Here is a 20225-nt window from a genome sequence, read left to right as displayed (position 1 = left end):
TGTATGAGCCAGGACGCTGCAGATTTGGAAAGTACACTCCCGCTATGGGAGTATACTTTCCAAACGAATGATAAGCAGCGCAAGCATGCCATCCGCTCATTCTCGGTGCTGCGCCACGGTCGGCTTTGGCGCTCCACTATGATTGGAGTCGCCTGGGCGATTTTGATCATCGTACTTATTGTGATTATTTGGCTTTGTGCGGCAGCAGTTGCCGGCTTGGAATATATCGCGCAGGATTTTATCTCCACGGAAGCTGTTTTCGTTATGGCACCTATGGCCGTGGGCGCCCTGTACTTATTGGTATCCCGGAGCATTACTGGGTATTTTAAAAGGAAGCTCAAGAATAAGGAAATTGGAGAGTCTACCGCTTCGGTAAAGATATTTGGTGGATATCTAGCTCAGTTTTCGGACAACGGATCAACTGAGACTCGAAATATCGAGCGGGTATTCTTCAGCAACGATTACCTGTTTTTTCTCATAGATCAGGGAACCCGGTTCATCTATATCCCAAGAGACCTTGTTGCCGCCGATGCGTTTGAGAAAATCAAAATCTGGGCGGCGCAATCCCGCATATAGGACGGTGGTGGAGACCAAGTGCCAGGGGTAGCCAAAGCTGCTCAACGGCGCTAAGTGGGCGGTTTGAGGCGGTTCGAATCCGCGCTAAGGAAGAGTTTTCATGCCAAGATCGTCAACGGCTGGTCCCTCCCAGCGCATGTTGCGCGTCGGCGAGCAGGTGCGCCATGCCCTTTCCGAGACCTTGCAGCGCGGCGAAATCATCGATCCGGTGATCGAGAACAGCGTCGTCTCGGTGTCTGAGGTGCGCATGTCGCCCGACCTCAAGATCGCCACCGCCTTCGTCTCGCCGCTTGGCGCGGGCGACGACGGCGCCGTGATCGAGGCGCTCAACAGGCACGCGAAGTTCATCCGCGGCCGTGTCTCCGGCGCGCTCAGGCAGATGAAGTACATGCCGGAGTTTCGTTTCAGGCTCGACACTTCCTTCGACAATTTCGCGAAGATCAATGAGCTGCTGAAATCGCCCGAAGTGGCGCGCGATCTCGGTGACGGCAAGAACAACGACAAGGACGAGGAATAGGTGGCGCGTCGCGGCAAGAAGAAGGGGCGGCCGGTCTCCGGCTGGGTGGTGCTGGACAAGCCGGTCGGCATGGGTTCGACCGAAGCGGTCTCCAAGATCAAATGGCTGTTTCAGGCCGAGAAGGCCGGCCATGCCGGCACGCTCGATCCGCTGGCCTCCGGCATGCTGCCGATCGCCTTGGGCGAGGCGACCAAGACCGTTCCTTACGTGCAGGACGGCGCCAAGGTCTATCGCTTCACCGTCGCTTGGGGGCAGGAGCGCTCGACCGACGACCTCGAAGGCCCGGTGACCAACAGTTCCGACCGTCGACCGGACGAGGCGGAGGTGAGGGTGCTGCTGCCGAAATACACCGGCGTCATCATGCAGACACCGCCGCAATTCTCGGCCATCAAGATCGCCGGTGAACGCGCCTATGACCTTGCCCGTGAAGGCGAGACGGTCGACATACCAGCGCGCGAGATCGAGATCGGTCGCCTCGACATCGTCGAGCACGGTGCCGACAAGACCGTTTTCGAGGTCGAGTGCGGCAAGGGCACCTATGTGCGCTCGCTGGCCCGCGACATGGGACGCGACCTCGGCTGCTTCGGCCACATCGCCGAATTGCGCCGCGTCGAGGTCGAGCCGTTCACGCCGGATGATTTCGTCACGGTCGCCGAGCTGGAAGCGGCCCGCCTTGGCGAAAAGAATGGCGACAAATCGGACGAAATGGATGCCCCGATCGATTTCAGCGCCATCGATGCGCTGCTCGTCGAAACGGCGGTGGCGCTCGACTGCTTGCCGCAGGTCGCGGTCAGCGACGATGCGGCGACGAAGATCCGCCTCGGCAATCCCGTCATCATTCGCGGCCGCGACGCACCGGTCGAGGCCGAGGAGGCCTGCGCCACAGCGCGCGGCAAGCTCGTCGCCATCGGCGCCATCGAGCAGGGCATGTTCAAGCCCAAGCGGGTTTTTGTCGGCTGAATCCGCGACGCGCTGAAACGGATTCAGGCGCCGCGCTTTAAGTCTTTGGTTTGATGCATGTCGTTGTCCCAGAACCGCTGCGCACTTCTGGGCGACATGCACTAAGTGTTTGTTATTTACGCAATTCCGGACAGAAAACCGCTGCGCAGTTTTCCTGGAATTGCTCTAATCTCGGCCGAAATGCTGAGTCCCGAGGATATCTCATGGCCAAGGCTGATGCAGGCAAGAAGCGGGCATCGCTGAAAACCCGCCGGCCACCGGTCGGGGCGTCGCCCGGCACGCTTATCGCCGATCCGGCGGCGCGACGCAGCGAGCTTCGGCTGACGCTGATCTCGCCCGAGAAATACAAAACCATCGACAATGCCTCGATCGACGATCTCAACGCCCATTGCGAGAAATGGCCCGTCGTCTGGCTGGATTGCACCGGACTTGCCAATATCCCGCTGATCGAGGAGATCGGCCGCATCTTCAATTTGCACCCGCTGGCGCTGGAAGATGTCGTCAACACCGGACAGCGGCCCAAGGTGGATTTCTTCGAGGACCACGCCTTCGTCGTCATGCGCATGATCGACGATGTCACCTCGCATCGTTACGAGCAGATGTCGCTGTTCTTCGGCGGGAATTTCGTCGTCACCTTCCAGGAGCGCGAGGGCGACCCGTTCGATCCGGTGCGCAAGCGCATTGCGGGTGCGATGCCCAACCGACTGCGCTCGCGCGGCGCCGACTATCTCGCCGTGCGCTGATCGATGCTATCGTCGACAGCTATTTTCCCCCGATCGAAGCGGCGAGCGAAGCGGTCGACGGCATCGAGGACGAGATGCTGAACAAACCGCACAAGCACCAGATGCAGCAGCTGCATGAACTCAGGCGCGACGCCAACGTGCTCAAAGGAGTGCTGTGGCCGATGCGCGACGCGCTGGCGACGCTGATACGCAACGACGTGGCTTTCGTGAAGGCGGAGACCAAGATCTTCTTCAACGACACGCTCGACCATTCGCTGCGGCTGATCGAACTGGTCGAGAACCAGCGCGACATGCTGACCGGCCTGATCGAAATGCATGTCTCGCTGACCCAGGCCCACACCAACGACGTCATCTCCTATCTGACGATCGTCTCGGTGATCTTCATGCCGCTGACCTTCCTGGTCGGCGTCTGGGGAATGAATTTCGATCCGGAAAGCTCGCCCTGGAACATGCCGGAGCTGAAAACCTATTACGGTTATCCGGCGGCAATACTGTTCATGGCGCTTGTCGCTGCCGGACTGATCTTCTTCTTCAAATGGAAGAAGTGGCTATAGCCGCTGAACCCTTTGTTTTCATGGCAAGACCTGCGACAAGCCGGCTTGACATTTGGGCTGGTGTTTTTTCCGGAATTGCACTATATGCGCCGCAGCTTCGCGCCCTGACGCGTCGCTTGCACTGGCCCCTGCTGGACGACATCCCGGCTGTGGGCGTCCCGTTTCCTCCAACAGATAAGGAAAAGCACGATGTCGATTACTGCCGACCGCAAGAACGAATTGATGACCGAATTCGCAACCACCAAGGGCGACACCGGATCTCCGGAAGTCCAGGTTGCCATTCTTTCCGAGCGCATCAAGAACCTGACCGAGCACTTCAAGGACCACAAGAAGGATAACCATTCCCGCCGTGGCCTGCTTGCTCTGGTCTCCCAGCGCCGCAGCCTGCTTGACTACCTCAAGCGCAAGGATGACGCGCGCTATCAGACGCTGATCGACAAGCTCGGTCTCCGTCGCTGACGAATTGACCGGCGGGCCCTTCTCGGAGGGCTCGCCGGTCGCGCATTGGCGCATCGGTCGATCCGGTGCGATAATGCCGGAGCGCGACGCGCTCTTGAATTCGCATTCGCGCAGGACGCGTTCCGGAAACAGCGGTTTCCGGCGTCATGCGCAAGCCGGCCGATCGGTCGGCCAAACACGGTTCCGGACGCGCAGAGGGCCATTCGGAACCGCCCCATGGACGGTCATGGGGCAGGATTGCAGGATGCTCGCTTGGCTTTGAGCCGAACCTACGAGCCTCCCGTTGTCTTGCCCGTGGCTGCCCGAAGGAAGCCAGGAAAGGGAGAACCCGTGACCGTTAGGACGGCGCGGCCCTTTCCGCACATGAAGGACAAGACATGTTCAATCAACACAAAGTGGAAATCGAATGGGGCGGCCGTCCGCTCATCCTGGAAACCGGCAAGATCGCACGCCAGGCTGACGGCGCGGTGCTCGCCACCTATGGCGAGACGGTCGTTCTCGCCACTGTCGTTTCGATGAAGGAGCCGAAGCCCGGCCTCGATTTCTTCCCGCTTACCGTCAACTACCAGGAAAAGACCTATGCCGCCGGCAAGATCCCGGGCGGCTACTTCAAGCGTGAGGGCCGTCCGAGCGAAAAGGAAACGCTGGTTTCCCGCCTGATTGACCGCCCGATCCGCCCGCTTTTCGCCGACGGCTACAAGAACGACACCCAGATCGTCGTCACCGTCGTCCAGCATGATCTCGAGAACGATCCGGACATCCTGTCGATCGTCGCCACCTCCGCCGCGCTGACCCTTTCCGGCGTGCCCTTCATGGGCCCGATCGGCGGCGCCCGCGTCGGCTACATCAACGGCGAATATGTGCTCAACCCGCATATCGACGAAATGCAGGAATCCAAGCTCGACCTCGTCGTTGCCGGCACCGGCGACGCTGTGCTTATGGTCGAATCCGAGGCCAAGGAACTCTCCGAGGACCTGATGCTCGGCGCCGTCGTGTTCGGCCACAAGGGCTTCCAGCCTGTGATCGACGCGATCATCAAGCTGGCCGAGGTCGCCGCCAAGGAGCCGCGCGACTTCACCGCGCCGGATCATTCCGCGCTCGAAGCCGAGATGCTGAAGATCGTCGGCGACGAGCTTCGCGAAGCCTACAAGATCACCGACAAGCAGAAGCGCTATGCCGCCGTCGACGCCGTCAAGGCGAAGGTCAAGGCGGCGTTTGCGCCGGCCGAAGGCGAAGAGGCCAAACACACCTCAGAGCAGATCGGCTCGGTGTTCAAGGAGCTCCAGGCCAAGGTCGTGCGCTGGAACATCCTCGACACCGGCTCGCGCATTGATGGCCGCGACCTGAAGACGGTCCGCAAGATCGTCTCCGAAGTCGGCGTCCTGGCGCGCACCCATGGTTCGGCGCTGTTCACGCGCGGCGAGACCCAGGCGCTGGTCGTTGCCACGCTCGGCACCGGCGAAGACGAGCAGTATGTCGATTCGCTGACCGGCATGTACAAGGAGAAGTTCCTCCTTCACTACAACTTCCCGCCCTATTCCGTCGGCGAGACCGGCCGCATGGGTTCGCCGGGTCGCCGCGAAATCGGCCACGGCAAGCTCGCCTGGCGCGCCATCCGCCCGATGCTGCCGAGCGCGGACCAGTTCCCCTACACGCTGCGCGTCGTTTCGGAGATCACCGAGTCCAACGGCTCGTCGTCGATGGCGACCGTCTGCGGCACCTCGCTGGCGCTGATGGATGCCGGCGTGCCGCTGGCAAAGCCGGTCGCCGGCATCGCCATGGGCCTGATCAAGGAAGGCGAGCGTTTTGCCGTGCTCTCCGACATCCTGGGCGATGAGGACCACCTCGGCGACATGGACTTCAAGGTCGCCGGCACCGCCAATGGCGTCACCTCGCTGCAGATGGACATCAAGATCGATGGCATCACCGAGGAGATCATGGGCATCGCTCTGGCCCAGGCCAAGGATGGCCGCCTGCATATCCTCGGCGAGATGGCGCATGCGCTGTCCGGCGCCCGCGCCGAGCTCGGCGAATTCGCGCCGCGCATCGAGGTCATGCATATCCCGACCGACAAGATACGCGACGTCATCGGCTCCGGCGGCAAGGTGATCCGCGAGATCGTCGAGAAGACCGGCGCCAAGATCAACATCGAGGACGACGGCACGGTCAAGATCGCTTCGGCGAACGCCAAGGAGATCGAGGCGGCGAAGAAGTGGATCCACACCATTGTCGCCGAGCCGGAAGTCGGCGAGATCTACGAAGGCACCGTCGTCAAGACGGCCGACTTCGGCGCGTTCGTCAACTTCTTCGGCCCGCGCGACGGTCTCGTCCACATCTCGCAGCTCGCCAATGAGCGCGTCGCCAAGACCTCCGACGTCGTCAAGGAAGGCGACAAGGTCTGGGTCAAGCTGATGGGCTTCGACGAGCGCGGCAAGGTCCGCCTGTCGATGAAGGTCGTCGACCAGGCGACCGGCAAGGAAATCGTCCAGGAAAAGAAGAAGTCGGACGGCGAGGAAGACGCCGCCTGATCGGTTTTACCGTATAATCCAAGACGGGCGCGCCGCGAGGTCGCGCCCGTTTTGTTTCGGGGCAACTCCAGGAAAAGCGGGAACCGGTTCTCCGTCCGGAATTGCGTCCAAGCAAAAAGTTCTACGGAGCTAGGTGAATGGCCGCGGAGCCGCTTAAGACGTTGTTCTACCCGTTCGAGGCCGAAGCGCTGCCCCTGCCGCGAAAGGATGCCCGCGTCCTGTTTCTCGGCGCCGAGCCCGGCTTCCGCTTGCCCGCCGGCTTCGAGGCGGCGCTGCATCTCGTGCAGGGCTTTCGGCCACATTTTCGAACGCTGCAGGCGTCTGGCTATGCGGTCACGCCGCGCGCCGAGGGTACCGGCTTCGAGCTGGCGCTGGTGCTTGCGGGCCGTCATCGTGGGCAAAATGAGTTGCGCATCGCCGACGCCATCGAACGCACCGTGCCGGGCGGGCTGATCGCGGTCGCGGGTGGCAAGGAGGACGGCATCGACAGCCTGCGCAAGCGGATCAACGCGCTGGCGTCGCTGGAAGGCCATCTGCCGAAGCACCACGGCGTCGCCTTCTGGTTCAGGCGAACCGGTACGGAGGCGGCCGCGACCCTGCGCGCCGGCAACCCCGACCTTGTCGTTGACGGCGGCTTCAAGACCGCGCCTGGCATGTTCTCTTTCGACCGTGTCGATGCGGGATCGAAATTGCTGGCCGCGCACCTGCCTGGCGATCTCAAGGGCAATGTCGCCGATTTCTGCGCCGGCTGGGGTTATTTGGCGGCCGAGGTGACAGAACGTTCGCCTGGCATCTTTGGTCTGGATCTCTATGAGGCGGACTTCGAGGCCCTGGAGGCTGCCAGGCTCAATGTTCATGCGGCAGCGGTCGAGCCCCGTTTCTTCTGGACCGATCTGCTCACCGAGACGGTCGAGCGGCGCTACGACGCGATCGTCATGAACCCGCCCTTCCACAGTGGGCGTGCGGCTGAATCCGGCATCGGCGCCGGCATGATCCGCGCCGCGTCGAAAGCCTTGAGGCCGGGCGGGCGCCTGTTCATGGTCGCCAACCGCCAGCTTCCTTACGAGCAGGTGCTTTCGGCGGCCTTTGCCAGCCATGCCGAGATTGCCCGCGACGGGATGTTCAAGGTGTTTTCGGCGCGCCGCTGAAGCAATTCCAGGGAAAGTGTGGAGCGGTTTTCCGTCCGGAATTGCGTCAGGAAAAGAGCTAGGTGCTTTATTGCACGCTGACGATGCGGGCGGGTTCGTGCGTGCCGAAGGCGGGCCGCGCTTCGCCAAGCTCGACCTTGAGCGGCGCCGGCCGGCCGAACAGATAGCCCTGCACGACCTCGCAGCCGGCCGCTCGGAGCAGGGTGGCCTGGTTCTCGGTCTCCACGCCTTCGGCGATGATGCCGACGCCCAGCGCCCGCGACAGGCCGACAATGGTCGAAACGATCGCGCCGGAGCTGGAGTCGGTGTCGATGCGGCTGACGAACGAACGGTCGATCTTCAGCTTGCCGAAGGAGAAATCGATCAGGTAGCTCAAATTGGAATAGCCCGTTCCGAAATCGTCGACGGCCACGGAGATGCCCATCTCGGCAAGCTGCTCTAGGATCGCCGCGGCGCGGTCGCGGTCCTGCATCATCGCCGTCTCGGTGACCTCGAGCTCCAGCCGCGACGGCTTGATGCCGGTCGATTCCATCACTTCCCGCACGATGCCGACGAAATCCCTGGTCATGAACTGGGCCGGCGAGATGTTGACGGCGACGAAGCAGTCCTCCGGCAGGTAGCGGGCGTCGCTGCAGGCCTTGCGCAGCACCCACTCGCCGATCGGATTGATCATGCCGGTTTCCTCGGCGATCGGAATGAATTCCATCGGCGGAATCATGCCGCGCTCCGGATGCTTCCAACGGATCAGCGCCTCATAGCCGACGATGCGGCCGCTCGGCAGGTTGAGCTGCGGCTGATAGTGAAGGCTGAAGTCGCCGCGGTCGAAGGCGGTCTTCAACTCCGACTCGATCCACTGCCGGTAGTCCGCCACCCGGCCCATGTCGGCGTGGAAGACAGACCAGTTGCCGACGCCGCTGGCGCGCGCGTTCTGCAGCGCCAGGTTCGAGCGGCGCAGGATGAGCACTGGGTCGACGCCGTCCTTCGGCATCGCCACGATGCCGACCGACAGGCTGACCGACTGCAGATGGCTCTGCAGCTGATAGGGCTCCATCATCTCGTTGATGAGCTTCTCGATGAGCCGCTCGATCGAACCCCTGATGTCGCGATCCGGCAGCAGCACGCCGAATTCGCCGGCGCCGAGGCGCCCGATCACCGCGTTCTTCGGCATGTTGTTCTTCAGCCTGCTGGTGAAGGCGCGGATCAGTTCGTCGCCCTGGCTGTAGCCGATGGCGTCATTGATCTGCTTGAAGCGGTCGATATCGATGTCGATGAGGAACACCGGCTCGCCGGTTCGGATCGTCCCGGAGGCGGCCTCGGCGATCTTGCCGACCATGGCCTGGCGCGACAAAAGGCCGGTCAGCTTGTCGAAATGGGTTTCCTTGAAGACATAGGCCGCCGATTCATCGACGCCCGCGAAGAACGACAGCGCGGCACCGCCGGCGGCCAAAGCGCAGAGCGCGGCGATGACGCCGGCCATCGTTTCGGCCGGCATGCCGGCCATGCCGTCGCCGAAGCCGAACCGCAGGCCCCATAGTCCAAGGATGAAACTGCCCATGCCCGAACTGGCGATGGTGATCAGCCGGAACAGCGGAGTCCGTTTCGGATTGCTGACTGCAGGCATGCATTGTCCCTAGATTAGGGGACCTTATAGCGGATATCTCCTTAAAATGAGTTTCCGCCAATGCATCCAATTTTACTGGAACGCTACTGTCGCGACTGCAAACTATTCGTGCGTGCCGTCGTTCTGCTTCAGTTCCTCCAGTGCCGGCATCGAAACGATGTGATAGCCGGAATCGACATAGTGGATTTCACCGGTGACGCCCGACGACAGGTCGGAGAGCAGGTAGAGCGCCGAGCCGCCGACTTCGTCGATGGTCACGGTGCGCCGCAAAGGCGAGTTGCGCTGCTGGTAGGAGAACATGTGGCGGGCATCGGACACGCCGGAGCCGGCCAGCGTCCGCACCGGACCCGCCGAGATGCCGTTCACCCTGATACCGCGTGGGCCGTAGTCGTTGGCAAGGTAGCGCACGCTGGCCTCCAGCCCGGCCTTGGCGACGCCCATGACATTGTAGTTCGGCATCACCCTGACCGAGCCGGCATAGGTGAGCGTGATCATCGAGCCGCCATTGCCCATCAGCGCGGCGGCGTTGCGGGCGATCTCGGTGAAGGAATAGCAGGAGATCACCATTGTGCGCACGAAATTGTCGCGGCTGGTGTCGGCGTAAAGGCCCTTCAGCTCGTTCTTGTCGGAAAAACCGATGGCGTGCACCACGAAGTCCAGCCCGCCCCAGGCCTTGCCGAGGGTCTCGAAGGTCGCGGTGACCGAGGCGCTGTCCTCGACATCGCAAGGCACAATCAGCGAGGCCCCTACCTTCTCGGCGAGCGGCTTGACCCGCCGGCCGAAGGCGTCGCCCTGGTAGGTGAAAGCGAGTTCGGCCCCGTGTTCCGACAGCTTCTTGGCGATGCCCCAGGCAATCGAATGGTCGTTGGCGACACCCATGACAAGCCCGCGCTTGCCCTTCATCAACCCTTCCATGCCTTGGCAATCCTTATGAAAAACGCTGGTCCTATGCGGAATAGCGCTGGAAAATCAGCGTTGCGTTGGTGCCGCCGAAACCGAATGAGTTGGACAGGACGGTGTCGATCCTGGCGTCGTCGATACGCTTGCGCACGATCGGCATGCCCTCGAATTCCGGATCGAGCTCCTCGATGTGGGCGCTCTCGCCGATGAAACCGCCCTGCATCATCAGGATCGAATAGATCGATTCCTGCACGCCCGCCGCCCCCAGCGAATGGCCGGTGAGCGACTTGGTCGAGGTGATGTAAGGCATCTTGTCGCCGAACACCTCGCGAATGGCGCCCATTTCCTTGGAATCGCCGACCGGCGTCGAGGTGCCGTGGGTGTTGATGTAGTCGACCGGCGAAGACACCGTGGCAAGCGCCTGGCGCATGCAGCGCATGGCACCTTCCCCCGAAGGGGCAACCATGTCGTAGCCGTCGGAAGTCGCGCCGTAGCCGACGATCTCGGCGTAGATCTTGGCGCCGCGCGCCCTGGCGTGTTCCAGCTCTTCCAGCACCAGCACGCCGGCGCCGCCGGCAATGACGAAGCCGTCGCGGTTGACGTCATAGGCGCGGGAAGCGGTCGATGCGTTGTCGTTGAACTTCGACGACATGGCGCCCATGGCGTCGAACAGGTCCGACATGGTCCAGTCGAGATCCTCATGGCCGCCGGCGAACATCACGTCCTGCTTGCCCCACTGGATCAGCTCATACGCATTGCCGATGCAGTGCGCCGAGGTCGAGCAGGCCGACGAGATCGAATAATTGACGCCGTGGATCTTGAACCATGTGGCCAGGGTGGCCGACGCCGTCGACGACATGGCCTTCGGCACGGCGAACGGGCCGATGCGCTTGGGGCTGTTGTTCTTGAGCGTGGTTTCGGCCGCTTCGACGATGGTGCGGGTCGACGGCCCGCCGGAACCCATCACGATGCCGGTCCGCTCATTGGTGACGTCGCCTTCGCTTAAGCCGGCATCAGCGATCGCCTGGTCCATGGCGACGTGGTTCCAGGCAGCGCCTTGGCTCAGGAAGCGCATGGCGCGGCGGTCGATCATCGGAGTGGGATCGAGCGTCGGCGCGCCCCAGACCTGGCAGCGGAAGCCGTGTTCGGCGAAGGAATTGGAAAAGCTGATGCCTGATTTGGCATCGTAAAGCGAGCTCTGCACCTCATTGGCATTGTTACCGATCGACGACACAATGCCGAGCCCTGTCACTACGACCCGTCTCATTCGCAACTCCTTCCCGCGTATTCGGGCGAAAGACCTAGCCGGTTTTCCCCTTGATCATACGCAAATAAACTGACGTGGCGTCCATTGGCTATGCGGGCGCCGTGGCGGAAAACGGTCAGGCGGCCGACTGCTTGGACAGGCCGACCTTCAGATCCGTAGCCGCATATATGGGTTCGCCATCGGCCTTGAGCCAGCCATCGGCGATGCCGAGCACCAGGCGGCCGCGCATCACGCGCTTGAAGTCGATGCCGTATTCGACCTTCTTCACCGATGGCGTCACCATGCCCTTGAACTTCACCTCGCCGGTCGACAGCGCCATGCCCTTGCCGGGTTCGCCCAGCCAGCCGAGATAGAAACCGGTCAACTGCCACATGGCGTCGAGGCCGAGGCAGCCCGGCATGATCGGGTTGCCGATGAAGTGGCAGGCGAAGAACCACAGGTCCGGCTTGATATCGAATTCGGCGCGGATGAAGCCCTTGTCGAAAGCGCCGCCGGTCTCGCTGATCTCGGTGATGCGGTCGAACATCAGCATTGGTGGGTAGGGCAGCTGGGCATTGCCCGGCCCGAACAGATCGCCGCGGGCGCAGGCGAGCAATTCTTCGTAATCGTAGCTGGACTTTTGACCCGCCATCAAGTTTCTGTCCCCGTGTTCTTCGCGGGCGGCAGGGCGCCCTTGTCGTTGGTTTCCTAACACACTCTGTTTGCGGCCGGAAACCGGCGTTTGCGCTTAACCCGTGCGCCTGCCCGGGTCAATGCGCGCTATTGATCGCATTCGGACTACAGAATATATGTCGGCTGATGTCCGGTTTTGGCTTTTGACGTCTTTTTGCCATGCTGGACCTGTTGATGGGCTGGGCAACAAAGCTTCGACGTGAAGATGGATTCGGGCTATCGGAAGGAAAATGTCGCTGTGGACAAGCGGGTTCGCGAAGCCGGCCTGAGGCCGACGCGTCAGCGCATTGCGCTGGCCGACCTGCTGTTCGCCAAGGGCGACCGCCACCTTTCCGCCGAGGAACTGCACGAAGAGGCGATTGCCGCCGGCGTGCCGGTTTCGCTGGCGACGGTGTACAACGCGCTCCACCAATTCACCCAGGCCGGCCTGTTGCGCATCCTGGCAGTCGAAGGCTCGAAAACCTATTTCGACACCAACACCTCCGACCATCATCACTTCTACGTCGAGGGCGAGAACCGGATTTTCGACATCGAGAGCGGACCGGTCACCGTCTCCAACCTGCCGGCGCCGCCGGAAGGCATGGAAATCGCCAATGTCGACATCGTGGTGAGACTGCGTCCCAAACGCTGCGATTGATCCCGTGGCGATGCGGGCCGTCGACCTGATTGTCCGGTCTGAATGGGTCGCCGTCGCCGCGTTGGCTATCGTTTGCTACGCAATGTCCGGCTTTTCCTGGTGGCTGTTTGCGTTGCTCATCCTTGCGCCGGACCTGTCGATGCTGGGCTACCTAGCCGGGCCAAGCGTCGGCGCCGTCATCTACAACGCCTTGCATATCCTGATTGCCCCGCTCGCTCTTCTGCTTGCGGGCGCGTTGCTCGCCGGCCCGATCACAACCGCCGTGGCGCTCATCTGGATCGCGCACATCGCCATCGACCGTGCCCTCGGCTACGGCCTCAAGCTGCCTACCGGTTTTCAGGATACGCATCTCGGCCGCATCGGCCGCGAGCGCCCTGGCGCGGCCCAATAGGGGAGTGCCGAGCCGAGAACGGTGGGCTCCGAGAAACGGAGCGTACTAAAAGTACGTGAGCACCGGAAGCGCAGGAGACCGCCGTTCACAGGCTGGCATCACCTGAATATCGGCACAGCCTAGTTCTTGACCTTTTCGCCCGGATAAGCGCCCCACACCTGCGACTGAGCCATCCAGCCGGTATGGCCGTCGAAGGTCATCTCGCACCATTGGCCGTCGCATTTCTTGATCGAGCCGATCACGCCCGGCTCGATGATGGCGACGACACCGGCATCCTTGTCGGGCTCGTTGAGCAGGTTGATTCGCCCGCCCTTGCCGCGCTGCCAGGGCGCGACGATGGCGGTGCGGCGGCCCGAGAGCAGCGACTGGTTGATCCAGCCTTCCGAGCCGTCGGCATCGCGCACGCGGCGCCATGTGTCGAACTCCTGGATGACTTCCATCGGCAGGCCGGCCTTCAGATACATCCAGTTGACGGAATAATTGGCGCCGGGCCCGACGCGCGAGTTGACGCGGGCCGGCTTCAGGCTGACGAAGCGCGGCAGCGGCAGGCCGCTTGGGCCGAGCGTTATTGTCTGCGCGGGAGCGGCGGCACTCTGGGCGAACGCCTGCGGCGCGCAAAGCAGGGCGCCAAGAAGGGCTGCGCTGAAGGCCAGGCGAAGCGACGCGAAACCAGACACTTTCGTTCCTTTCGGCGCCGGCCCGTCGGGACGGGCGCCCCTTTTTCTTTGTCTTCGGCGGCACCGCTTGTTACAGGAGTGGGCTGGTGCCGCGATTGGCTGCAAGTTTCGCCGGTCTTGGTTAAAGAGGTCTCAACGAGATCGGTTTCGAGGAAGCTTCGGGGATAAAATGGCAGGCAAAAAACGGCCCCTCGTCGTCATCACGCGCAAGCTGCCCGACCCGGTCGAAACGCGCATGCGCGAACTGTTCGACGCGCGCCTGAATGTCGAGGACCGGCCGATGACGCAGCCGGAGCTGGTCGCGGCGGTCAAGGAAGCCGATGTGCTGGTCCCCACCATCACCGACCATATCGATGCCGCGCTGATCGCCCAGGCCGGCGAAAACCTCAAGCTGATCGCGAATTTCGGCAATGGCGTCGACAAGATCGACGTCGCGGCGGCGGCCAAGAAAGGCATCACCGTCACCAACACGCCGAATGTTCTCACCGAAGACACCGCCGACATGACCATGGCCCTGATGCTCGCCGTGCCGCGCAGGCTGGCCGAAGGCGCCAACGTGCTGACCGGCGAGAAGAAATGGGCCGGCTGGTCGCCGACCTGGATGCTCGGCCGGCGCATCTGGGGCAAACGTCTCGGCATCGTCGGCATGGGCCGCATCGGTACGGCCGTCGCCAGGCGGGCCAAGGCCTTCGGCCTCTCGATCCACTACCACAACCGGCACCGCGTGCTGCCGGCGGTCGAGGAGGAACTGGAGGCGACCTACTGGGAAAGCCTCGACCAGATGCTGGCCCGCATGGACATCATCTCCGTCAACTGCCCGTCGACGCCGGCGACGTTCCACCTGCTGTCGGGTCGTCGCCTCGCGCTGATGCAGCCTTCGGCCTACCTCGTCAACACCGCGCGCGGCGATATCATCGACGAGGAATCGCTGGTCAAGCTCATCCATGACGGCAAGATCGCCGGCGCCGGCCTCGACGTCTACGAGCACGAGCCGGCGCTGAACACCAAGCTCATGAAGCTTGCCGCCAAGGGCAAGGTGGTGCTTTTGCCGCACATGGGCTCGGCCACGCTCGAGGGCCGCATCGACATGGGCGAGAAGGTGATCATCAACATCCGCGCCTTCTTCGACGGCCACCGTCCGCCGGATCGTGTCCTGCCGCTCAGGACCTGAAAAGGTTTAAACAGCGGCGGTCACTGCGCCGTCCGAAGCGACCGTGACGGTGGCTCCGCGGTAGCTGTCGAACGCGCCGCGTTCGAGCCGCACCGCCATCGGCGTTGCCCAGCCCATTTCCCGGGCGACGATCAGGCCGAGCAGCAGGATGGCGTCCGGCTCGTGCAGCACCAGGGCGGCCGGCGCGCGGCCGTTGTGAACGAGCTCCATCAGCACCGCCGAAGCGGATGACGAGCCGATCGTGCCCGGCAGGAACAGCACCCGGCCGGCAATGACTTCGCCATGCTGCGGGTGGCGGACATCGGCGATGCGGCCTGTCTTCGGGTCGACGCCGCCCCAGAAGCTGATCGGCGCCGTCAGCACCAGCGCGTCGCCTTCGCCTGCTCTGCCCGGCACCAGGATTTCGGCCATGGCGGTCATGCGGCGATCTCCGTGAAGACCGGCTTGCCGAGGACCGCGCTTTCGACGCAGTCGGCAAGCGAGGCGTAGAGCACCGCATAGCCGGTGTTGCCCGGCGCGTAATGCGCGAACTTGCCCGAATTGGTCATCAAAACGCCGTTGCCGAGCTCCGGCATGATCGGCGTCACCACCACGCAGGTGTCGGCGACGATGACGACGCCGCTGGCTTCAAGCTGCTTCCGCCGGCCATTCTGCTCCAGCAGGGCAAGCGCATGGCGGCCGGTGCAGGCATAGATGGGCACGGCAAGCTTGCGTCCTGCAATCAGCCGCTCCAGGCTGTCGAACTCGGCGTGCGACAGATGCGGGCTGCCGATCGCCACCGCGTCGATGGTTTTTGGCGCTGCCGCGGTCGACAGGCCGGCGCGCGCTTGCGCCACCATGTCGGGCGTCACGCGGATCACCGCTTCCGGTTCCGGCCCGGCCAGGATGGTTTCGACGTCGGGTGCCTCGGGCGTCACGCCGGCAATGTGGAACAGGCCGACCGCGCCGGACGACGCTGCCGCCGCGCCGAAGGCCTTCAACGCGTCCTCGCCGGGATGACCGGTCACGCCTCTGACGACACCGATCGCATTGCCCACTTCGCGGCCATAGAGGCTGCCCAGCACCGGCCATGCGATCTCCGAGGCGAGGAAGGATGGCGACAGGCTCGAGACATCGAAGACAAGCCGCGCCCGGCGGTTATCAGGCCGGTGCAGGCCATAGTCCGGCGCGCGGCCGACAATCGCGCAGGCAATGTCCAGAAAGTCGCCATAGCGGTTGGTGCGCGCGCCCAGCACCGAGTTGCAGAAGACGACCGCGTTGGACTCACCCCAGGCGACGTCGCTGCCGAGCGCGGGCCTGTGTCCGGCCTGGTAGGGGGCGCAGGTCCAGCTCTGCTCGCAGCCGAGCTTGCGATAGGCCTCCATCATCCGCCGCGCCATGCGGCGCCGCGGCTCTTCGAGGCGGATGCGCGAGCATCCCATCAGGTCGAGCGCTCCGACATTGAGCGTCGAGCGCACCGCGACCTTCGCGCCGCCTTCGACCAGCCGCTCGGCGAACAAGGTACCGGAATCGCCGTGGTAAAGCGCCCCGTCGATATGGGTGGAAGCGATCGGGATGAGCCGTGGCGCGCCGAGCAGACGGGCGCTTTCGGCGACGATGCGCATCGCAATTGCCGCGCCATCCTGGCCGGCGGCGATCACCTGTTCTTGCGGGCTAAGGGCGAGGCTCAAGACAGCACCTTGCGCATGGTGACGGAGGTTGGCCTGTCATAGCCCGCATGCGCCGTGCGCGCGGTCTCGTGAAAGCCGAGCCGGGCGAAGGCCGCATGGTTTGCGGTCAGTTCGATACGGGTCTGAAGCTCGATCTCGTCCTTGCCGCGCTTGTGGGCAAGATCCTCGACCGCCCGCATCAGCCGGGTTCCGATGCCTTGGCCCTGAAGCCGTGGCTCGACGGCGAGCTTGCCGACATAGAAATCTTGCGACCGTTCCAGCGCGAAGACGCAGCCGACGATGCGGCCGTTCTCGACGGCCAGAAACCCCGTCTCTCGCTTCGCCTTCTCGCCAAGCGCCTTGGCGGTCAAAAGATACGCCGATGACGGCGGGTCGATGACGCCGTCCATATAGGCAAAGGCGCGCCGGATCAGCGCGAGCAAGTCGCCCCATTGGTCGAAATCCGCGGCAAGGCGAATTATGGAGATGCCGACGATCTGGTCCATGCTTACACGGCCTTGTAGCGGATGGTGTCGAAGCGGGCCGTGAGCCCGTCATAGAGCAGCAGCCGGCCGATCAGTGGCTCGCCTATGCCGGTGATCAGCTTGATCGCCTCCATCGCCTCCAGCGTGCCGATGACGCCCGTCAGCGCGCCGACGATGCCGGCGACGGCGCAGGATGGCACCAGCCCTTCGGGCGGCGCTTCCGGGAACAGGTCGCGATAGCTCGGATTGCGCTTGCCGTCGGCGCCGGCCTCGAACGGCTTCAGCACCGTCACCGAGCCGTCGAAGCGGCCGACGGCCGCGGTGACGAGGGGTTTCTTCTCGCCGGCGCAGGCATCGGCGACCGCGTAGCGCGTTTCGAAATTGTCGGAGCCGTCGACGACGACATCGTAGCGGGCGACGAGGGCAGGGGCATTCTCCTCCGTCAGCCTCAGGCGATGCGATTCCACCGTGACGTTGGGGTTGATGCGCATGATCGCTTCCCGCGCGCTGTCGGTCTTGGCCACGCCGATCGTGTCGCTTCCATGAATCACCTGCCGTTGCAGGTTGGACAAGGAGACCGTGTCGTCATCGACGATGCCGAGCGTGCCGACGCCGGCGGCGGCAAGATATTCGAGCACCGGCGCGCCGAGCCCGCCGGCGCCGATCACCAGCACCCGGGCCCGTTTCAGCTTCTGCTGGCCGGGGCCGCCGATCTCGGGCAGCACGATGTGGCGGGCGTAGCGTTCGAGCTCTTCGTCGGTCAGCGCGGCATTGGTCATGGTCGAACCATATCGCCGGCGCAGAGCCTTGTCATGTACGGGCAAGGCAAAGCCTTGTCCCGCCGGGCATGCACGGGCAAGGCGAAGCCTTGTCCCGCAGCGCAAGCCGAAGCCGGGTTCTTCAAGAGATCACCCGGTCACGCCGACGCTGCCGTGATCGACGGTCAGGAACTGCGCTCTGCCCTCAAGGCTGGAAAACAGCGCGGCATCCGTGCCTGTCATGAAGGCCTGGCAGTTCAGCTCCTCCAGGATGGAGAACAGCGCCGCGCGCCGGCCCGCGTCGAGATGCGCGGCGATCTCGTCCAGGAGAAGGATTGGCGTCAAGCCCGACATCTCGCCGGTCAGCCTGGCATGCGACAGCACGATGCCGACCAGCAGCGCCTTCTGCTCGCCGGTCGAACAGAGCTCCGCCGGCATCGACTTCGGCCGATGCCGGACCACGAGATCGGAACGATGCGGGCCGTCCAGCGTGCGGCCGGCGGCGCGGTCGCGCTCGCGGCCGTTGGCAAGCGCGCGGCGGAAGTGCTCCTCGACATCGACGGCCGGCGCGACGGCGACCTCGCTCTCCAGATCACCGGCAAGGCTGATGTCGGCCTGCGGAAACGGCCCGCCGCCAGGCAACCTGTCGATCATGGCGGCAAGCAGACGCACCAGCTCGGCCCGCGCCGCGGCGATCGCCACCCCGGTTTCGGCCATCTGCGTCTCGATCGCGTCGAACCAGGCGCCGTCGCGGGAACCTTCGGTAAGCAAGCGGTTACGGCTACGCATGGCCTTCTCATAGTCGAGCGCGCGCTGGCCGTGGCCGGGGTCGATCGCCAGCACCAGCCGGTCGAGGAAGCGGCGGCGGTCCGCCGCCGGTCCAGGGAACAGCCCGTCCATCGCCGGTGTCAGCCACACGACCCGCAGCCATTCCAGCATATCCTCGGCCGATCGCGCCGGCGCGCCGTTGATCCGCACCTTCCTGCCGCCTTCACCGGCGGCGTCGCCGCCGGAAATTCCGGTGCCGATCTCCACCTGTCCCTCGGGTCCCTCGATGCGAGCATGCAAGGCGAAGCCGCCGTCGCCGCCTTCGCGCGCCACATCGCCATAGGGCGCGCGGCGCAGGCCACGGCCCGGCGTCAGGAACGAGATCGCTTCCAGGAGATTGGTCTTGCCGGCGCCATTGTCGCCCGACAGCACCACCGCGCCGGGCGCAAGTTCAAGCGAGAGCGCTGCATAGTTACGGAAATTTGTAAGTGATAGCTTACTTAAATGGCTCTGTTGCCGAAGCTGTTTCGCATCCGCGGTCACGACGACATATATGTCCGTGCCGAACCTAGACCCGCATCGGCATCAGCACGTAGAGCGCCGTTTCGTCGGCCATGTCGTGGATCAGCGTCGGCGAACCGGCATCGGCCAGCATGAACTTGGCTTCCGAGCCGGTGAGCTGGGCCGCGACGTCGAGCAGGTATTTGGCGTTGAAGCCGATCTCGATCGGGTCCGACGAATAGTCGGCCGCCAGTTCCTCGGTGGCGCTGCCCGAATCCGGATTGTTGACCGCGAGCGTCACCTGGCCCTCATTGATCGAAAGCTTCACCGCCCGGCCGCGTTCGGAGGAAATGGTCGAAACGCGGTCTACCGCCGCGGCGAAGCTCTGCCGGTCGATGATCAGCTTCTTGTCGTTGCCGGTCGGAATGACGCGCTGATAGTCGGGGAAGGTGCCGTCGATCAGCTTCGAGGTCAAAACCACGCTGCCGATGGTGAAGCGGATCTTGGTGTCCGACAGCTCCGTGGTCACAGCGACGTCGGGGTCGTCGACCAGCTTCTGCAGCTCGCTCACCGTCTTGCGCGGAATGATGATGCCGGGCATGCCTTCGGAGCCTGCCGGCGCGTCGATCTCGGCCCGCGCCAGGCGATGCCCGTCGGTCGCCACCGAGCGCAGTTTCAATTTGCCGCCCACCTCATGCGTGTGCAGGAAGATGCCGTTGAGATAGTAGCGCGTCTCTTCGGTGGAGATGGCAAATTGGGTCTTGTCGATCAGGCCCTTGAGCGCCGCCGATTCCAGCCGGAAGATATGCGAGAATGAACCGGCCGAAAGCTCCGGGAAATCGGATTGCGGCAGGCACTGCAGACGGAAGCTCGAACGACCGGAGGCGACGGTCATCGCGTTGCCGTCCTCGTCCGTCTTCAGCATCACCTCGGCGCCGTCGGAAAGCTTGCGCACGATGTCGTAGAGCAGATGCGCCGGCACCGTCGTTGCGCCGCCGCGCTCGACCTTGGCGGGCGTCGCTTCCGTCACCTCAAGGTCGAGGTCGGTGGCCTTCATCTCGAGGCTGGCGCCCTCGGCGCTGAGCAGCACGTTGGACAGGATCGGTATGGTGTTGCGCCGCTCGACCACGCGGTGGACGTGGTTGAGGGACTTCAAGAGATTTGACCGTTCCAGGATAACACGCATGACGAAACAGGCTCGCTTCAATGAATGAACGGGTCACCGGCAGGCGGCATCCCGCGA

General features: G+C 63.6%; 20 protein-coding genes and 1 pseudogene. 10 read left to right on the top strand and 11 right to left on the bottom strand.

The genetic code is table 11. The annotated features are described in order from the left end of the window. Positions 1–3: 3 nt before the first annotated feature. The 7 genes and pseudogenes from FJ418_RS04375 (at position 4) to FJ418_RS04345 (ending at position 7485) form a co-directional block, all read left to right on the top strand. Positions 4–576: a hypothetical protein gene (locus tag FJ418_RS04375; protein WP_140863827.1), complete on the top strand. Its 573-nt coding sequence runs from the start codon at positions 4–6 to the stop codon at positions 574–576. A 100-nt stretch (positions 577–676) separates the two neighbouring features. Then, positions 677–1093, top strand: coding sequence for a 30S ribosome-binding factor RbfA (gene rbfA / locus FJ418_RS04370; RefSeq protein ID WP_140863825.1), 417 nt, complete (start codon positions 677–679; stop codon positions 1091–1093). Further along, on the top strand, positions 1094–2053 hold the full coding sequence (gene truB, locus FJ418_RS04365; RefSeq protein ID WP_140863824.1) for a tRNA pseudouridine(55) synthase TruB: 960 nt from the start codon (positions 1094–1096) through the stop codon (positions 2051–2053). A 203-nt stretch (positions 2054–2256) separates the two neighbouring features. Then, a pseudogene (corA, locus tag FJ418_RS32685) lies at positions 2257–3350 on the top strand (magnesium/cobalt transporter CorA). Positions 3351–3497: 147 nt separating this feature from the next. Continuing rightward, positions 3498–3809, top strand: coding sequence for a 30S ribosomal protein S15 (gene rpsO, locus FJ418_RS04355; RefSeq protein ID WP_281405110.1), 312 nt, complete (start codon positions 3498–3500; stop codon positions 3807–3809). A 377-nt stretch (positions 3810–4186) separates the two neighbouring features. After that, positions 4187–6337: a polyribonucleotide nucleotidyltransferase gene (gene pnp / locus FJ418_RS04350; RefSeq protein WP_140645332.1), complete on the top strand. Its 2151-nt coding sequence runs from the start codon at positions 4187–4189 to the stop codon at positions 6335–6337. Positions 6338–6474: 137 nt separating this feature from the next. Next, positions 6475–7485, top strand: coding sequence for a class I SAM-dependent methyltransferase (locus FJ418_RS04345; RefSeq protein ID WP_140656241.1), 1011 nt, complete (start codon positions 6475–6477; stop codon positions 7483–7485). A gap of 67 nt (positions 7486–7552) precedes the next feature. Here the strand turns inward: FJ418_RS04345 and FJ418_RS04340 are convergent, their stop codons facing one another. From FJ418_RS04340 to fabA, 4 genes are all read right to left on the bottom strand, one after another. Continuing rightward, positions 7553–9106 carry a bifunctional diguanylate cyclase/phosphodiesterase gene (locus FJ418_RS04340; protein ID WP_140656243.1) on the bottom strand — a complete coding sequence of 518 codons (1554 nt, stop codon included), beginning with the start codon at positions 9104–9106 and terminating at the stop codon, positions 7553–7555. A 102-nt stretch (positions 9107–9208) separates the two neighbouring features. Then, on the bottom strand, positions 9209–10021 hold the full coding sequence (gene fabI, locus FJ418_RS04335) for an enoyl-ACP reductase FabI (RefSeq protein ID WP_140656246.1): 813 nt from the start codon (positions 10019–10021) through the stop codon (positions 9209–9211). A gap of 31 nt (positions 10022–10052) precedes the next feature. Then, entirely contained in the window at positions 10053–11273 is a 1221-nt protein-coding gene (gene fabB / locus FJ418_RS04330) for a beta-ketoacyl-ACP synthase I (RefSeq protein WP_140656249.1), read from the bottom strand. Positions 11274–11388: 115 nt separating this feature from the next. Next, the gene (fabA, locus tag FJ418_RS04325) at positions 11389–11904 is read right to left on the bottom strand and encodes a 3-hydroxyacyl-[acyl-carrier-protein] dehydratase FabA (RefSeq protein WP_140645328.1); all 516 of its coding nucleotides are present in this window, start codon (positions 11902–11904) and stop codon (positions 11389–11391) included. Between the two features lie 246 nt (positions 11905–12150). On the opposite strand from fabA, the gene irrA reads away from it, so the two are divergent. Together irrA and FJ418_RS04315 are read left to right on the top strand one after the other, a co-directional pair. Further along, a complete protein-coding gene (irrA, locus tag FJ418_RS04320) occupies positions 12151–12582 on the top strand; it encodes an iron response transcriptional regulator IrrA (RefSeq protein ID WP_140645394.1) in 432 nt (143 codons plus the stop codon). A 10-nt stretch (positions 12583–12592) separates the two neighbouring features. After that, on the top strand, positions 12593–12973 hold the full coding sequence (locus tag FJ418_RS04315) for a DUF4260 domain-containing protein (RefSeq protein WP_140854422.1): 381 nt from the start codon (positions 12593–12595) through the stop codon (positions 12971–12973). A gap of 119 nt (positions 12974–13092) precedes the next feature. Here FJ418_RS04315 and FJ418_RS04310 read toward each other — a convergent pair whose 3' ends face one another. Then, positions 13093–13650, bottom strand: coding sequence for an SH3 domain-containing protein (locus FJ418_RS04310; RefSeq protein ID WP_140645326.1), 558 nt, complete (start codon positions 13648–13650; stop codon positions 13093–13095). A gap of 169 nt (positions 13651–13819) precedes the next feature. Between FJ418_RS04310 and FJ418_RS04305 the strand changes: the two genes are divergently transcribed. Continuing rightward, positions 13820–14821 (top strand): D-glycerate dehydrogenase, encoded by a 1002-nt coding sequence (locus FJ418_RS04305; protein WP_140645325.1) that lies wholly within the window; start codon positions 13820–13822, stop codon positions 14819–14821. 6 nt (positions 14822–14827) lie between these two features. Here the strand turns inward: FJ418_RS04305 and FJ418_RS04300 are convergent, their stop codons facing one another. From FJ418_RS04300 to dnaN, 6 genes are all read right to left on the bottom strand, one after another. After that, a complete protein-coding gene (locus FJ418_RS04300) occupies positions 14828–15241 on the bottom strand; it encodes a DUF126 domain-containing protein (RefSeq protein WP_140863822.1) in 414 nt (137 codons plus the stop codon). Continuing rightward, entirely contained in the window at positions 15238–16491 is a 1254-nt protein-coding gene (locus tag FJ418_RS04295) for an aconitase X catalytic domain-containing protein (protein ID WP_140863820.1), read from the bottom strand. Before FJ418_RS04295 ends, FJ418_RS04300 begins: the two co-directional genes overlap by 4 nt. Further along, the gene (locus tag FJ418_RS04290; RefSeq protein WP_140702779.1) at positions 16488–16976 is read right to left on the bottom strand and encodes a GNAT family N-acetyltransferase; all 489 of its coding nucleotides are present in this window, start codon (positions 16974–16976) and stop codon (positions 16488–16490) included. Before FJ418_RS04290 ends, FJ418_RS04295 begins: the two co-directional genes overlap by 4 nt. Positions 16977–16978: 2 nt before the next feature. Further along, positions 16979–17734, bottom strand: a complete 756-nt coding sequence (locus FJ418_RS04285; protein WP_140864078.1) for a molybdopterin-synthase adenylyltransferase MoeB — start codon at positions 17732–17734, stop codon at positions 16979–16981. A 129-nt stretch (positions 17735–17863) separates the two neighbouring features. Further along, a complete protein-coding gene (gene recF / locus FJ418_RS04280) occupies positions 17864–19024 on the bottom strand; it encodes a DNA replication/repair protein RecF (protein WP_140863818.1) in 1161 nt (386 codons plus the stop codon). 25 nt (positions 19025–19049) lie between these two features. Then, positions 19050–20168, bottom strand: a complete 1119-nt coding sequence (gene dnaN / locus FJ418_RS04275) for a DNA polymerase III subunit beta (RefSeq protein WP_140863816.1) — start codon at positions 20166–20168, stop codon at positions 19050–19052. Between the last annotated feature and the right edge of the window lie 57 nt (positions 20169–20225).

The organism is Mesorhizobium sp. B2-8-3 (assembly GCF_006440815.1).
In the GTDB taxonomy this organism is placed as follows: Bacteria; Pseudomonadota; Alphaproteobacteria; order Rhizobiales; family Rhizobiaceae; genus Mesorhizobium.
The sequence above is the reverse complement of the archived record's forward strand: the minus strand, read 5'-3'. Positions and strand labels throughout refer to the sequence as shown.

What these genes read in the sequence shown, in the direction of transcription:
- fabB (WP_140656249.1), bottom strand. Translation starts at nt 11,273, where the DNA reads ATGAGACGGGTCGTAGTGACAGGGCTCGGCATTGTGTCGTCGATCGGT.
- FJ418_RS04345 (WP_140656241.1), top strand. Translation starts at nt 6,475, where the DNA reads ATGGCCGCGGAGCCGCTTAAGACGTTGTTCTACCCGTTCGAGGCCGAA.
- FJ418_RS04375 (WP_140863827.1), top strand. Translation starts at nt 4, where the DNA reads ATGAGCCAGGACGCTGCAGATTTGGAAAGTACACTCCCGCTATGGGAG.
- FJ418_RS04305 (WP_140645325.1), top strand. Translation starts at nt 13,820, where the DNA reads ATGGCAGGCAAAAAACGGCCCCTCGTCGTCATCACGCGCAAGCTGCCC.
- pnp (WP_140645332.1), top strand. Translation starts at nt 4,187, where the DNA reads ATGTTCAATCAACACAAAGTGGAAATCGAATGGGGCGGCCGTCCGCTC.
- FJ418_RS04290 (WP_140702779.1), bottom strand. Translation starts at nt 16,976, where the DNA reads ATGGACCAGATCGTCGGCATCTCCATAATTCGCCTTGCCGCGGATTTC.
- FJ418_RS04315 (WP_140854422.1), top strand. Translation starts at nt 12,593, where the DNA reads ATGCGGGCCGTCGACCTGATTGTCCGGTCTGAATGGGTCGCCGTCGCC.
- dnaN (WP_140863816.1), bottom strand. Translation starts at nt 20,168, where the DNA reads ATGCGTGTTATCCTGGAACGGTCAAATCTCTTGAAGTCCCTCAACCAC.
- fabA (WP_140645328.1), bottom strand. Translation starts at nt 11,904, where the DNA reads ATGGCGGGTCAAAAGTCCAGCTACGATTACGAAGAATTGCTCGCCTGC.
- rbfA (WP_140863825.1), top strand. Translation starts at nt 677, where the DNA reads ATGCCAAGATCGTCAACGGCTGGTCCCTCCCAGCGCATGTTGCGCGTC.
- fabI (WP_140656246.1), bottom strand. Translation starts at nt 10,021, where the DNA reads ATGGAAGGGTTGATGAAGGGCAAGCGCGGGCTTGTCATGGGTGTCGCC.
- irrA (WP_140645394.1), top strand. Translation starts at nt 12,151, where the DNA reads ATGGATTCGGGCTATCGGAAGGAAAATGTCGCTGTGGACAAGCGGGTT.
- FJ418_RS04285 (WP_140864078.1), bottom strand. Translation starts at nt 17,734, where the DNA reads ATGACCAATGCCGCGCTGACCGACGAAGAGCTCGAACGCTACGCCCGC.
- FJ418_RS04340 (WP_140656243.1), bottom strand. Translation starts at nt 9,106, where the DNA reads ATGCCTGCAGTCAGCAATCCGAAACGGACTCCGCTGTTCCGGCTGATC.
- FJ418_RS04300 (WP_140863822.1), bottom strand. Translation starts at nt 15,241, where the DNA reads ATGACCGCCATGGCCGAAATCCTGGTGCCGGGCAGAGCAGGCGAAGGC.